10 protein-coding genes are annotated in these 14,301 nt (G+C 43.3%); 7 read left to right on the top strand and 3 right to left on the bottom strand.

Translation table 11 applies throughout. The features are described 5' to 3' along the window. The first annotated feature begins 14 nt into the window (after window positions 1-14). The 5 genes from ODOSP_RS15805 to ODOSP_RS15785 are packed head-to-tail and all read left to right on the top strand — an operon-like array spanning window position 15 to window position 7,660. Entirely contained in the window at window positions 15-1,688 is a 1,674-nt protein-coding gene (locus ODOSP_RS15805) for a PKD-like family lipoprotein (RefSeq protein ID WP_013613298.1), read from the top strand. 53 nt (window positions 1,689-1,741) lie between these two features. Beyond that, window positions 1,742-2,662, top strand: a complete 921-nt coding sequence (locus tag ODOSP_RS15800) for an ABC transporter ATP-binding protein (protein ID WP_013613297.1) — start codon at window positions 1,742-1,744, stop codon at window positions 2,660-2,662. Window positions 2,663-2,685: 23 nt separating this feature from the next. Then, window positions 2,686-4,974, top strand: coding sequence for a Gldg family protein (locus tag ODOSP_RS15795; protein ID WP_013613296.1), 2,289 nt, complete (start codon window positions 2,686-2,688; stop codon window positions 4,972-4,974). A 20-nt stretch (window positions 4,975-4,994) separates the two neighbouring features. After that, window positions 4,995-6,320 (top strand): MutS-related protein, encoded by a 1,326-nt coding sequence (locus tag ODOSP_RS15790; protein ID WP_013613295.1) that lies wholly within the window; start codon window positions 4,995-4,997, stop codon window positions 6,318-6,320. Continuing rightward, window positions 6,317-7,660, top strand: coding sequence for a MutS-related protein (locus tag ODOSP_RS15785; protein WP_013613294.1), 1,344 nt, complete (start codon window positions 6,317-6,319; stop codon window positions 7,658-7,660). The genes ODOSP_RS15790 and ODOSP_RS15785 overlap by 4 nt, the downstream gene beginning before the upstream one ends. A 219-nt stretch (window positions 7,661-7,879) precedes the next feature. Here the strand turns inward: ODOSP_RS15785 and ODOSP_RS15780 are convergent, their stop codons facing one another. Then, a complete protein-coding gene (locus tag ODOSP_RS15780) occupies window positions 7,880-10,066 on the bottom strand; it encodes a glutamine synthetase III family protein (protein WP_013613293.1) in 2,187 nt (728 codons plus the stop codon). Window positions 10,067-10,419: 353 nt separating this feature from the next. Here ODOSP_RS15780 and ODOSP_RS15775 point away from each other — a divergent pair, with 353 nt between their 5' ends. Together ODOSP_RS15775 and ODOSP_RS15770 are read left to right on the top strand one after the other, a co-directional pair. Then, window positions 10,420-11,280 carry a pyridoxamine kinase gene (locus ODOSP_RS15775; RefSeq protein ID WP_013613292.1) on the top strand — a complete coding sequence of 287 codons (861 nt, stop codon included), beginning with the start codon at window positions 10,420-10,422 and terminating at the stop codon, window positions 11,278-11,280. Beyond that, a complete protein-coding gene (locus tag ODOSP_RS15770; protein ID WP_013613291.1) occupies window positions 11,277-12,092 on the top strand; it encodes an HAD family hydrolase in 816 nt (271 codons plus the stop codon). Before ODOSP_RS15775 ends, ODOSP_RS15770 begins: the two co-directional genes overlap by 4 nt. Window positions 12,093-12,270: 178 nt before the next feature. On the opposite strand, the gene pyrF is transcribed toward ODOSP_RS15770, so the two are convergent. Further along, the gene (pyrF, locus tag ODOSP_RS15765) at window positions 12,271-13,098 is read right to left on the bottom strand and encodes an orotidine-5'-phosphate decarboxylase (protein WP_013613290.1); all 828 of its coding nucleotides are present in this window, start codon (window positions 13,096-13,098) and stop codon (window positions 12,271-12,273) included. A gap of 33 nt (window positions 13,099-13,131) precedes the next feature. After that, window positions 13,132-14,238, bottom strand: coding sequence for a peptide chain release factor 1 (gene prfA, locus ODOSP_RS15760; protein ID WP_013613289.1), 1,107 nt, complete (start codon window positions 14,236-14,238; stop codon window positions 13,132-13,134). Between the last annotated feature and the right edge of the window lie 63 nt (window positions 14,239-14,301).

The raw sequence follows: 14,301 nt of genomic DNA, 5'->3' as shown, positions 1-14,301 counted from the left end.
AATAAGTTGATGTCATGAAATCGATAAGATTATATATTATATTGTTTTTATTCGGTCTGTTGACCGGATGTTTTGAGGACGAAGGTAACTATTCGTATGAGGAGATAAATCCTCCGTTATGGTCTGATAATTTTAATACAAGTTCTCCTAAACGTATGTTTGGTTATGCGGGAGATGGTGAAGTCATGAAGTTCAGGGGCAGTCAAATGTTCACGTGGGAAACAGATTCGGCAATGCGTGCAGAAGAGGTGCGTTATGAATGGAAAATCAAAGGAGTGGTAATCAGCGAGGAGTTGGATTTTGATATGCCTACGGACGAGGTTGTGAAAAAGATAGGTTTGACTCGCTATAGTAACGATGTGGGAGAGTGGGGAACTTTCAGCGTGATTGAAAAAAAGACCGGAATTACGTTCCCTGCCCGACTGTTTGTGTATTTCTATCCTCCATTCGCTCCGGACGATTGGTTCATATTGTCAGAAAATGGCGATAAGTCAAAAGTTTCTGTAATCAGCCCGCGTACTGTTTTGGAAAATGGTAAAAAAACGGTTAACTATAAATTGAAGGAAGATGTCTATGCCACCATTAATGGACACGATATACCCGGAAAACCAAAGGATTTGGTCATGGAAACATCCCGCGATGTCAGCGCCAGTGGTGCTTGTGTGATACTGACCGATCAGGTGGCGTATGAGGTTAATGTGCAGACTATGACGAAGGTGGACGAAGTGAAAGATCAGTTTTTGGATGGAGCTCCTGCTGATTTTAAAATTGCAGCCATGAGGGAAAAGGCTCCCAGCAGTCCCAGCTTTGGAGAAGGTGCAGCATCCTTTATCGTGACTGAAGACGGACGTTTGTTTACACGAATGAGATCTGCCAACTATTTGGTGGGAAAATATCTTACAGAACCTTACTATATTGATACCAATGGTTATAAGATTACAGTGTTAGGGCACTCTACTTATGGACAGAATATCCCTTGTTATGATGCCAAGAATCGTAGAATTGTAATGGCTACAACCTGGAGAGAGGATGTGGGAGAAGATATGTATAACAAAACTTCTGTATATAAAACAAGGGTAATACCTTTGAAGAGGCATCAAACTGTGCCTGTTTCTGAATTTGCAGAAGGAACAGAGATGCTTTATCTTTCGCAGAAGCATCATATTCCATTCTTTTATGAGGGAACAACATTGTTGTTTACAGCGTATTATAATGATCCTAATTATCCGGCCACGTTGGTAGGGGATTTTGGATTTGATAATCGTAGCGCTTCCTTTCAGTTTAATGGATTTGAGCGTTGGTTTCGGTTGCCGGTGAAATTGGATGCCTCTTCTGTATTTTTGGTTAGTTCTACTTATCGTAGTTCCACTTATGCAGAGGATGCAAAATACCGTGATTTTTATTCTGTAGGTAATGAATTGTATTTTGTTCAACGTGCGGCAGATTGGATGGATACATCTGTAAGATTCTTAAAATTCAATGCTACCATTCCTTCTAAAATCACCTCATTGGCTTATGCCTTTTTTGACTTGGATCAATTGTGGATAGGTTGTGAGGATGGAACTATCCAGGCTTATGATATCAGAAACATAAATTCTCCTGTACTGCTTTTTGAGAAGAATGTCGGTGGCAAGGTGGCTTCTATCAAACAGATAGGATGGCATACAACTAGTCACGACTGGTATTGATAATGGAGTGTGTATGAATTAGTAGAGCTAAAAAATATAAAGTTATAATATCAATGGAAGAGACAATAGTAAAAGTAGACCATCTTTCACACCGTTATAGTGTACAGTGGGCTATTCGTGATATCAATTTTGAAGTTCCCAAGCATGGAATATATGGATTACTCGGCTCCAACGGAGCCGGGAAATCCACAACGATGAACATTATGTGTGGTGTGTTACGGCAGTCGGAAGGGGATGTTTATATCAAGGGTATCAGTATGAGTAAAAATCCGGTGGAGGCTAAAAGACACATCGGCTTTCTGCCGCAGAATCCCCCCTTGCATATGGATTTGACGGTGACAGAATATCTGGAATATTGTGCCGCTTTGCGTTATATCCCGGATAGAGAAATTCCTCAAGCTGTGAAGAAAGTGCTGGAACGTTGCGGTATCAGTCATTTCAGCAAGCGTCTGCTTAGAAATCTTTCCGGGGGATATCAACAGAGAGTGGGTATTGCCCAGGCTATTATACATAATCCGGACTTTGTGGTGTTGGATGAGCCGACCAATGGGCTCGACCCGAATCAGATTCTGGATGTGCGCCATTTAATCAAAGAGATTGCAGAGGAGCATACTGTGCTTATTTCTACACATATCCTTTCGGAAGTGCAGGCTGTTTGCGACCATATCCGCATGATTGAGCAAGGTCGTTTGGTCTTTGCCGGAACCGTGGAGGAATTTGACAACTATATTGTGCCGGATTCTCTGTTCGTTTCGCTGATGGCCATGCCGGCGATAGAGGATTTAAAGAGAGTGCCGGGAGTGTTGGATGTCGAGGAACTGGGAGGACCCAATTATCGAATTAAATACAAAGACTTTCAGGAGGTGACAGAACGATTAGTGGAAGCCAGCTCCGCCAGATGTTGGGGATTGACTGAGTTGAGGCAAGAAAAGAGTTCAATGAATGATATTTTTGCTGAATTGTCAAGAAAATAATAAATTATTCTATACAGATTATCATGAAGATTATTTATAAAATTGCAAAAGCAGAATTGCAATCGCTTTTCTTTTCGCCTATTGCATGGTTGATTTTGATTTTATACACCTTTCAGACAGGTATGGACTTTGCCGGTCTGGTGGACGGTGTGATGAAGGGACGAGAAATGGGATATGGAGTGACAAACGGGACTTCCAGATTCTTCGGGGGCTGGGATGGTGTGTTGACTGTTGTACAGGGGTATCTTTATTTATATATTCCATTGTTGACAATGAATTTGATGAGCCGTGAATTGGGAAGCGGTTCTATTAAGTTGTTATATTCTTCTCCGGTAACTAATGTACAGATTATCTTGGGAAAATATCTATCCATGTTGATTTACGCCCTTGTATTAGTGGGAATTCTGGTGCTTTATGTTATCATCGGTGCTATTATCATCAAGAATTTTGATTATCCTCAGGTTCTGACCGGTTTGTTGGGTATCTACTTTTTGATATGTGCTTATGCAGCTATCGGTTTGTTGATGTCAAGTTTGACCTCCTATCAGGTGGTGGCTGCTGTCGGTACGCTGGCTGTATTGTCGTTGCTTACCTATGTACAGGGATGGTGGCAGGATATCGAATTCGTGCGCGACTTGACTTATTGGTTGGCTATGCCCGGGCGTTCTCGGGAGTTTTTGTCAGGAATGGTCTGCAGTGCAAATGTTATTTATTTCTTTTTGGTGATAGCCCTGTTTTTGGCAATGGCAATCATTCGTCTGCAGTCCAGAAGACAAAAGAGCAAATGGACTGTTACCTGGGGAAAATATTTGGGTGTTTGGGCTATTGTATTGCTTCTTGGATATGTCACTTCGCGTCCGGCTTTCAAAAGCTATTATGATGCAACCGCTACAAAACTGAATACGTTGACTCCTAATAGCCAGAAGATAATCGGACAAATGGATGGCAAGCTTAAAATGACAACTTATGTCAATTTGTTGGACAAGTATTTCTGGGTTGGTCTGCCGGCACGTGTGAATGAGGATTTGAAGCTTTTTGAGCAGTATGTTCGTTTCAAACCTGACATGGAAATGGAGTATGTGTACTATTATGATACTCCGAGCGTTCCTGCCTATCAGGAAGAGGGTAACCTGACGATGGAAGAGCAAGCCAAGAAAATGATGAAAATCAATGATCTGAATCCTAAAATGTTTTTGACTCCCGAGCAGATAAAAGCGAAGATAGACTTGTCCGGCGAGCATAACAGATTGGTGCGCGAGTTGGAATACAACGGTAAAAAAACATTCTTGCGTATTTTTGATGACAATATGATTTTCCCGACTGAAGCGGAAATTTCTGCTGCGTTGAAACGACTTGTTATGGACCTCCCTAAAGTCGGTTTCCTGCAGGGACATGGCGAACGTGCAGTAGATAATGTCGGCGAACGTGCGTACAGTATGTTTACTCACGCTAATAATTTCCGTTATGCATTGATAAATCAAGGATTTGATTTTGCCGAAGTGACTTTGGAAAAAGGCATACCTGAAGACATCAATATTCTGGTTGTAGCAGAGATGAAAGAGGCTTTGAACGAGCAAGAACAGCAATATTTTGACGAGTATATCGCACGTGGAGGCAATCTGGTGGTTATTGGCGAGCCGAAGCGTCAGGAGGTGATGAATCCTTTGATTGCATCGTTGGGTGTACGTTTTATGCCGGGATGTATAGTTTGTCCAACAGTGGAATATGATGCAGACTTGGTATTGACCCGTCCGACAGAAGGAGCACAGAAACTTAGTTATTGGTTCCATCAATTGGGAATTAACGGGTATGGTATTATGATGCCTAATGCTGTCGGCTTGGAATATACAGAAGATAAGGGCTTTGAAGTTACGCCTTTATTGATGAGTCCGGAGTCCGGAAGCTGGAATGAATTGGAAACAGTGGATTTTGTGGACGGCAAGGTTGCGTTGAATGCAGAAGCCGGGGAGGTGGAGAAATCCTATCCGACAGCCTTGGCTTTGTCTCGCAAGAAGGGTGATAGAGAGCAGAAGATATTGATTATCGGTGATGCAGATTGTGTAAGCAACGGTGAATTGTTGAAAACCCGTCCGGGAGTCAGTGCCTTTAATTATTATCTGATTGCCGGTGGATTCCATTGGCTGTCTGACGGAGAAGTACCTATTGACATCCGTCGTCCGCAGGCTCCTGATAATGAAGTGTTCCTCAATGAGAGATCTGCTTCTATACTTAGCGCAATGTTTGTGTGGATATTGCCTTGTTTCCTTCTTTTACTTGCCCTGTTTATCTGGTTGAGACGGCGAGGCAGATAGTAAAATCTAAAATAGACATTATGGCTTTTATTATAGATAGACAAACAATTAACGACCTGAATATCTTTGGTAAGGTCCGCGGTAATTCGGTGTACGGGGTGTTTAACAGCACCCGTACCCGAGGAGGCGCACAATTGTTGGAAGAGATGTTCCATTATCCTCTCTCTGATGCGGAAAGAATAAATCATAGAAGTACTGTAATCCGTTATTTTATGGATAAGAATGTACGTTTTGATTTCCAGAATGAGTGGTTTGATGCATTGGAAGGATATTTGGCAAATCGTGATGAACGTTCCCGATTGATGCCGGAAGATAATACCTTGCAGCGGAGAATGAAGAGATGTGTCGGAGGCGATATGGAATTTGAGCAAGTGCTGAAAGGTGTATTGGCCGGTATTAATTTGATAAATACAGTCAGAGGTTTTCTTGCTCAGGTAGAAGGTGAGAATAATCCCTATGCTCAAGAATGCAAGGAGTTGGCGCAGTTGGTGGCAGCTCCTCAGTTAGCTTGGACTCCAGAAGAGAATGGCAAGACAAAATTGTCGTATGCCAGGACATCGAAGTATGATAATCTATTGAGGTATGAGGGGTATGAGTTGATACTGAAAATCCTTCGTTACCTTTATCAAATTGATGCATATATCTCTATTGCAGAGGTTGCAAGAGAACGAGGATTTGTATTTGCCGAGGCATTGCCTCTGGGAGGTAATATTCTTGAAATCGAGGGTATGTTTCATCCCTTGATAGAGAATGCAATCCCTAATTCGATTCAGGCAGATGCCGAGCATAATGTAGTGTTCCTGACCGGTGCGAATATGGCAGGTAAGTCTACTTTTATGAAGACATTCGGTATTGTGGTGTATTTGGCCCATATGGGATTCCCGCTACCGGTAAAGAAAATGCGTTTCAGCGTGCAAAACGGTATGTATACGACCATTAACCTTCCTGATAATATGATGCTTGGTTATAGCCATTTTTATGCGGAAGTGCAGCGTTTGAAGAAGGTGGCAGAACAGGTGGGACGTATCGGAAATCTCGTAATAGTTTTTGATGAGTTGTTCCGAGGTACCAATGTGAAGGATGCACATGAGGCAACGCTTGCCGTTATGGAGGCTTTTGCAGAAAAAAAGAATTGTATATTTATGATATCGACACACATTATCGAGGCCGGAGAGGATTTGAAGAAGCGGTGTGACAATATCTCTTATGTATATCTTCCGACGGTAATGAAAGATGGACGCCCGACTTATACGTATTCTTTAAAACCGGGTATTACCAATGACAGGCATGGTATGATGATCGTGCGTAATGAACATATTATTGATATTTTGACGCAGAAATCATGAGTTTTACAGTAGACAAACAGACCTTGGATGATTTGAATCTTCTAGGGAAATATAGGAGCAATTCTATTTATAATGTGTTTAGCCGCACTCATACGCAGGGTGGTGAGATGGTGTTGGAACAGATGTTTCGTAACCCTCTTTCTGATGCTGATGCCATTAATAAAAGAAGTGCTGTATTTGAATATTTTCAGCAGAAAAATCTGGAATTTCCTTTTGATAGAAAACTTTTGGATGCTGTGGAGTATTATCTGAGTACTCCTGCACATTCCAAGAGGGCTGTCAGTTATTTGAATAACGGTAAACGTAAGTTGATGCAGTGTATTGCTGCCGATCAAGCTTATGAGTTGATTGGTGCAGGTGTGGTTGCCTCTATTCAGTTGCTGGATAAAGTGGAGTCTTTTTATGCCGGATTGGATGAGGGCAATGGTGCTTATAGTGCAACAATCTCGGAGGTGATGACGATGCTGCATAGCAAAGAGTGGGAAAGACTGAAGAAATTGAAAGGTGTGGAGCAGTTCCCTTTCCGCCGTTTGGTGTATTATGATTATTGTTTGCGTGCGCGTGGTTATGAGAATTTAAGGCGTCTGATGAATATTATATATGAATTGGATGTTTATATGACCGGTGCTGCTGTTGCGGCTCAGAGAGGATTTTCTCGAGCTGTGGCATATCCATCGTCAACAACGGATAATCGCATTGATTTGGTGAATGTTTTCCATCCGCAGGTACGCAATGCTGTTGCTAACAGTATTTGTATCAGCCATAATCAAAATGTGCTTTTTTTAACCGGTGCAAATATGGCCGGTAAGTCTACATTTATGAAGTCCTTTGGAGTTGCTGTGTATATGGCACATATGGGTTTCCCTGTGGCTGCTGAAAAGATGGAATTTACGGTACAGGATGGTTTATATACTTCTATAAATGTATCGGATAATTTAAATATGGGATATAGCCATTTCTATGCTGAAGTATTGCGTGTGAAATTCGTTGCCAGTGAAGTTGCTGCTGGTAAAAATATGGTAATTATATTAGATGAGTTATTTAAAGGTACGAATGTAAAAGATGCTTATGATGCCACTGTCGCCGTCATAGAGGCTTTTTCAATTCATCAGAATTGTTCATTCATTATTTCTACCCATATTTTGGAAGCCGGTCAGACATTGCATGAGAAGTGTCCGCATTTCAAATTTGCTTATCTGCCGACTGTTATGGAAGGAAGAATTCCGAGGTACACTTACCGCCTGACAGACGGAATTACTGCAGACCGTCACGGAATGCAGATTATCACTAACGAGCATATCGTTGATATTATCAGGGAAGGAAGTAGAAAGATTGGTTAATAAGGGACATTCAGTAAATACTATAAAATCAGCCAACTAATTCCTACATAAAATATTGCGAATTAGTTGGCTTTTTGACTTCTTCCGGAACGTCATGTCCTGCCTATAAGAGTATATGGGAAAATACAGAAAAATGACAATAAAAATGACATATGAAGTGATTATACTGGGGCATCTTCATATGCCATTGTATTTTATAGGGACATTTACTGAATATTCCTATTTAAAGAAAAGTAATTCCCGGTATTTCGGTAAGGGCCAGATCTCATCGTCGACGAGTAGTTCCAGCTTATCGATGTGATAACGGATTTTATCCAGATACGGTAAAACCGTAGCAGAATAAACCTGAGCCCTTTCCACTTCATTCGAAATAGAATTGTTAGCCACTTTACGGGCTTCGGTCATTTCGTCGACCAAAGTACGGATCTCTTTGATATGGGTAGAAATCTCTTTAATCGCTTTCAACTGCACTTCGCCCACTTCATTATATACATCCGGCAGGATCTCTTTCAACCCTTTCACATTCTCGATCAGGGTATTTTGATAAGTAATCGCTGTCGGGATAATATGATTCAAGGCCAGATCCCCCAATACCCGGGATTCGATCTGTAGTTTTTTCAGATAGATCTCGTTCTTGATTTCAAAACGGGCTTCCAGTTCACGTTCGGTAAAGATCCCGTTCTCTACGAACAATTTTCTGGCTTTCGGAGCCAAGTAAGCTTTGAGCGCCCCCACGCAATCACTATCGACCGACAACCCTCTCCTTTGAGCTTCTTCCTGCCATTCTTTACTATATCCGTTACCTTCAAAACGGATTTTTTTACAAGCAATGATATACTTTCTCAAGACCTGAAAAATCGCTTCGTCTTTTTTCACCCCTCTATCGATCAATGCATCGGCTTCTTTCTTAAAAGCAATCAATTGTTCAGCCACAGCGGTATTGAGTACGATCATCGCTGCACCACAATTGGCAGAAGCACCTACCGCTCTGAATTCGAAACGGTTACCGGTAAAAGCAAAAGGAGAAGTACGGTTGCGGTCGGTATTGTCCCGCATGATTTCAGGAATTTTACCGACATTCAACTTCAATTCGGTCTTTTCATCAGGACTCATCTTCTTACTGCTCACTTTCTGTTCGATTTCGTCCAGAATAGAATCGAGCTGTTGTCCCAGGAATACGGACATAATCACCGGTGGTGCCTCATCCCCTCCCAAACGGCGCTCATTTCCCAAAGAAACGATACAAGCTTTAAACAAGGCCTCCTGTTCCAATACAGCTTTTGTAGTAGCGACCAAGAAAACGAGGAATTGCATATTGGACTTCGGGTTCTTCCCCGGAGACAACAAATTCACTCCGGTATCCGTCAGTAAAGACCAATTGTTGTGTTTACCCGAACCGTTGATTCCTTTATAAGGTTTTTCATGCAACAATACCCGGAACTTATGATGTTTGGCTATCCGCTTCATCGTAGACATCAATAACTGATTATGATCCACAGCCAGGTTCGCTTCCTCGAAAATCGGTGCCAGTTCGAACTGATTCGGAGCACATTCATTGTGACGGGTTTTTGCCGGAATGCCCAGCCGATGGCACTCGTATTCGAGTTCATCCATAAAAGCATTTACCCGCTCGGGAATAGCCCCGAAATAATGATCTTCCAGCTGCTGATCTTTAGCTGCCGAATGGCCCATCAAAGTACGGCCGCACAATTTCAGGTCAGGCCGGGCATTGAACAAGGCTTCGTCGACCAGAAAATATTCCTGTTCCCATCCCAAGGTTGCCGTCACTTTTTCCACATCTTTATCGAAATACTGGCAAATGCCGACAGCTGCCTTGTCGATCAACGCCAAGGCCTTCAACATCGGCGTTTTATAATCCAGGGCTTCGCCCGTATAAGCCACGAATACCGTCGGTATACACAAGGTGTTGTTGTTGATGAAAGCAGGAGATCCCGGATCCCAGGCGGTATATCCTCTGGCTTCAAAAGTATTCCGGATACCGCCGTTCGGAAAACTCGATGCATCGGGCTCTTGCTGTACCAGCATCCGGCCGTCGAAGGCTTCTATCATACTTCCGTTTTTTTGCAAATCAATAAACCCATCGTGTTTTTCTGCCGTAGCTCCGTTCAGGGGATGAAACCAGTGGGTGTAATGGGTTGCTCCCTTTTCTACAGCCCAGGCTTTCATCGCTGCAGCAACCTGATCGGCCAGTCCCCTGTCTATCGTCCCACCTTCTATCATCACCTTTTCCAATTTCTTGAAAGCTTCTATAGACAAATACTGACGCATTTTCTCTATGGTAAGTACATCACATCCGAAAATTTCAGATACCCGTCGCCGTTTTGGGACTTCTAAAGGTTTCCGATGAGCCAGCTCTTCTAATGCCGAGAATCTTATTTTTGCCATACAATCGATAAAAGATTAATTTTTTATATAACACCATTATTTTTCAGGGGCAAAAATAGAAAATAATACTATATTTTTACACATACCCCTCAAAATTACACACAAACACTTCAATTATCGAGAGTCTACACAAAATTGCGGAACGGATCTTCAGTCCGGTGGAGCCAAAATCCCGGATATACTTAGTTCATAAAGTCTGTAGACCCCTTCGGTGCACCTCCTTACCGGAACCTTCGGCTCCGATCGGTCGCTCCCGTAGCTGCTAAAAAAGCCCACAAGGTTCAGGGACTTCATAAACCTTATGGACTTTCGACTTATTTATCCTACTTTTGCACAAACAGATATTCTCGACTATGAAAAAAATTGCCGCAATACACGATTTGTCAGGTTATGGCCGGGCCTCCCTGACAGTCGCCATCCCCATTCTTTCTTATATGGGGTATCAGGTTTGCCCTCTCCCCACGGCTATTTTATCCGCCCACAGCGAATACAAAGATTTCCGTAGCTTCGATCTGACCGACCAGATGCAGGGGATCATCGATCATTGGAAAGAACTGGACTTACATTTCGATGCTTTGTATTCGGGTTATCTGGCATCGGAAAAACAAATGAATATCGTATCCGGATTTTTCGATGATTTCAGTCAGGACGACAATTTCATCTTAGTCGATCCTGTTTTAGGAGACCACGGTAAACTCTATCCGGGGATGGATACCGGCATGATAACAGGGATGCGCGAACTGTGTAAAAAAGCGAATGTGATCACACCCAACCTGACGGAAGCGGCCTTTCTTTTAGATACGGCGCCATCTCCTCACACCCCCCCGGCCGAAGCGATCGAATGGTGTAAAGCCCTCAGTAAACTCGGGCCGGAATATGTTATCATCACTTCGGCTCCGTCGGGAAATGAAAAAAAAGTGGCTACGCTCGCTTATAATAAGAACGACGAACGCCTGTGGCGGGTGAGCAGCGATTACGTTGCAGCCAGTTATCCGGGTACCGGTGATGCTTTTGCAAGTGTCATCACCGGTTGTCTGCTCAACGGCGACAGTTTACCTGAAGCGATCGAACGGGCTGTACACTTCATCAACATGGGAATCAAGGCTACTTTCGGGTATACCCACAATCCTTTAGACGGGATGAACCAGGAAAAAGTGCTTCACTACCTGAATGAATCCCTCCCTTATTTCACTTACGAACTATTGCCCGGATGATCAAAGCGATTATTACCGATCTGGACGGTACACTTCTTCCCAGAGGAGGGAGCATCAGTTCCGGTACCCTGGAAGCCTTCCGGCTAGCCGGGAATAAAGGATGTATCCGGATCATTGCCACAGGCCGTAACCTGTATTCCGCCCTCAAAATATTACCTGCCGGTTTTCCGATAGATTATCTGGTTTTCTCTTCCGGTGCCGGTACACTACGTTGGAGCGATCGCCGATTGCTGTCGGCTCATCACCTCAGTATGTCCGAGACCCGGGAAATAGCCTCTTATCTTTGGGAATACAATATCAATTTCACCATCCAACGGGAAATCCCGGATAACCATTATTTTTATTACACAACCCTTTACCCGATACATCCCGATTACCAAAAACGCCTGGCCACCTACCGGCCTTTCGGAAGCCCGATAGATTCACCGGCCGGCATACAGGGTAAAGCCACCCAATTCGTAATGATTCTCGATGCCCTGCAATTACGGTTACTAGAAAAAATCCGTTCGGATTTAGCCGGTTATTCCGTAGTACGCTCCACTTCGCCTTTAGACAACCGGGCGATCTGGCTGGAAATTTTTGCCGACGGTATCCATAAAGGCAATAGCTGTCAAACTCTTTTAAAAAAACTGAATATCAATTGTAAAGAGGTTGCCGGACTAGGCAATGATTATAATGATATCGATTTTCTGGATATTTGTGCCGAAGCCTATTTGGTAGCCAATGCCCCGGTTAATTTACAAAGACACTATAAATTAGTAAAATCGGACAAAGAAGAAGGATTTACAGAATTTATATCCAAAGTATTATAATTCCAGAAACATTCCCGAAACTTTTTGTCAGAAAAAATTCACTTTATCATAGCCGAACGAACTTTCAGTTCTACCGGTAAAACTTTAGTTTTCCGATTCAGCTTCTCTGCCGAGAATCCGGAGTTTTTTTTGCCAGACCGAACTCAAGGTTCACCCGACTATGACAAAAGAAGCCAGCCTATAATACTTTCCCTTCCACTAACAACCGCTCCATATCTTTTTGCAGTTTAAACGCTTCTTCCCGTGCACGTACGGCAAAATTTTCTGTACGGTCGGCAAAAATAATGCCCCGGGAAGAATTGACTATCAAGCCACAATGTGCATTCATTCCATATTTCGCCACTTCTTCGAGACTTCCGCCCTGAGCTCCGACTCCCGGCACCAACAGAAAATGATCGGGCACGATCCGGCGGATTCCGGCCAGCATCTCGGCTTTTGTCGCTCCGACAACGTACATCATATTCCGGGCATTCCCCCAGTCCTGTGATTTTTCGAGTACCTTTTCATACAATTTCATCCCTTCGCTTTCAAAAAACTGGAAGTCATAAGCTCCTTTATTGGAAGTCAGGGCCAGAAGTACAACCCACTTTCCCTCATATTGCAGGAAAGGAGTCACCGAATCTTCTCCCATATAGGGAGCCACCGTGATCGAATCGAAAGCAAGAGTTTCCAGAAAAGCTTTGGCATACATCTGCGAAGTATTTCCGATATCCCCCCGCTTAGCATCCGCAATAGTAAAAATATCCGGGTAACTCGTCCGGATATAGTGTATAGTCTTCTCCAGACTTTTCCATCCTTCGACACCCCGGCTTTCATAAAAAGCGATATTGGGTTTATAGGCGATAGCCACCTCGGCCGTCGCATCGATAACGGCTTTATTAAATTCAAAAACAGGATCTTCCAACTGTAGCAAATGCGGGGGAATCTTAGCGATATCCGAGTCTAAGCCGACACAAAGGAAGGATTTCTTTGCCTTTATCTGTTCAAATAATTGATTATAATCCATATGATTTAATTGTAAATGATAAATCGTACATTTCTACAGTCCGCTTTCTTTCAAACGCTCGGTATTTTCTTCGATCTGCAGTTTTTCGATAATCTCGTCGATTTCGCCGTCCATCACAGCCTGTAAATTATAAAGTGTAAAGTTGATCCGGTGATCGGTTACCCGTCCTTGCGGATAATTATAGGTACGGATTTTAGCAGAACGGTCACCTGTACTGACCATCGTCTTGCGTTTAGCCGAAATGTCGTCGATGTATTTCTGATGTTCTTTATCATAGATAAAAGTACGCAAACGGGAAAGTGCCCTTTCTTTATTCTTCGGTTGATCCCGGGTTTCGGTACATTCGATCAGGATTTCTTCGGCCACACCGGTATTGGGATTTTGCCAGACATACCGCAGCCGGACACCGGATTCCACTTTATTCACATTCTGTCCTCCTGCTCCTCCCGAACGGAAAGTATCCCATTTGATCGCCCCCTCGTTGATTTCCACTTCAAAAGCCTCGGCTTCAGGCAATACCGCCACGGTAGCTGCCGAAGTATGCACCCGTCCCTGTGTCTCCGTAGCAGGAACCCGTTGCACCCGGTGCACTCCCGATTCATATTTCATAATGCCGTACACACCTTTACCGGTAACGCTGGCCACGATTTCTTTGTATCCTCCGGCAGTTCCTTCATTGGCATTGGTCACCTCGACTTTCCACCCTTTACGTTCACAAAATTTCGCATACATCCGGAACAGGTCGCCGGCAAACAGACAGGCTTCATCTCCTCCCGTTCCTCCCCGGATCTCGAGTATAACATTCTTACTATCGTCCGGATCTGCGGGTACCAGCAACAACTTCAATTCCTGCTCCATACCCGGCAATTTATCTTCCAGCTCTTCGATCTCCATTTCAGCCATTTCGCGAAGTTCTTTATCCTCTTCGTGCAGCAGAATATCTTTCGATTCCTCGACACTAAGCAGGGCCGCCTTAAACTTATCGGCAGTTCGGGTGATTGTCTCCAACTCCTTATACTCCTTGGTCAACCTCACATAGCGCTCCATGTCCTGAATCACTTCAGGATCGGTGATCAACTGTCCGATCTCCTTAAAACGGATATAATAAGTCTCTAATTTTTCTAATAATGGATGATTCATTTACCCTTTTTTATGATTTGGCACAAAAGTAAGAAATAGTTTAGAAAGTTCATAAAGTTTAGA

Origin of the sequence: Odoribacter splanchnicus DSM 20712, assembly GCF_000190535.1 — a bacterium.
GTDB lineage: Bacteria > Bacteroidota > Bacteroidia > Bacteroidales > Marinifilaceae > Odoribacter > Odoribacter splanchnicus.
The sequence above is the reverse complement of the archived record's forward strand: the minus strand, read 5'-3'. Positions and strand labels throughout refer to the sequence as shown.

What these genes read in the sequence shown, in the direction of transcription:
- ODOSP_RS15805 (WP_013613298.1), top strand. Translation starts at nt 15, where the DNA reads ATGAAATCGATAAGATTATATATTATATTGTTTTTATTCGGTCTGTTG.
- ODOSP_RS15800 (WP_013613297.1), top strand. Translation starts at nt 1,742, where the DNA reads ATGGAAGAGACAATAGTAAAAGTAGACCATCTTTCACACCGTTATAGT.
- ODOSP_RS15795 (WP_013613296.1), top strand. Translation starts at nt 2,686, where the DNA reads ATGAAGATTATTTATAAAATTGCAAAAGCAGAATTGCAATCGCTTTTC.
- ODOSP_RS15790 (WP_013613295.1), top strand. Translation starts at nt 4,995, where the DNA reads ATGGCTTTTATTATAGATAGACAAACAATTAACGACCTGAATATCTTT.
- ODOSP_RS15785 (WP_013613294.1), top strand. Translation starts at nt 6,317, where the DNA reads ATGAGTTTTACAGTAGACAAACAGACCTTGGATGATTTGAATCTTCTA.
- ODOSP_RS15780 (WP_013613293.1), bottom strand. Translation starts at nt 10,066, where the DNA reads ATGGCAAAAATAAGATTCTCGGCATTAGAAGAGCTGGCTCATCGGAAA.
- ODOSP_RS15775 (WP_013613292.1), top strand. Translation starts at nt 10,420, where the DNA reads ATGAAAAAAATTGCCGCAATACACGATTTGTCAGGTTATGGCCGGGCC.
- ODOSP_RS15770 (WP_013613291.1), top strand. Translation starts at nt 11,277, where the DNA reads ATGATCAAAGCGATTATTACCGATCTGGACGGTACACTTCTTCCCAGA.
- pyrF (WP_013613290.1), bottom strand. Translation starts at nt 13,098, where the DNA reads ATGGATTATAATCAATTATTTGAACAGATAAAGGCAAAGAAATCCTTC.
- prfA (WP_013613289.1), bottom strand. Translation starts at nt 14,238, where the DNA reads ATGAATCATCCATTATTAGAAAAATTAGAGACTTATTATATCCGTTTT.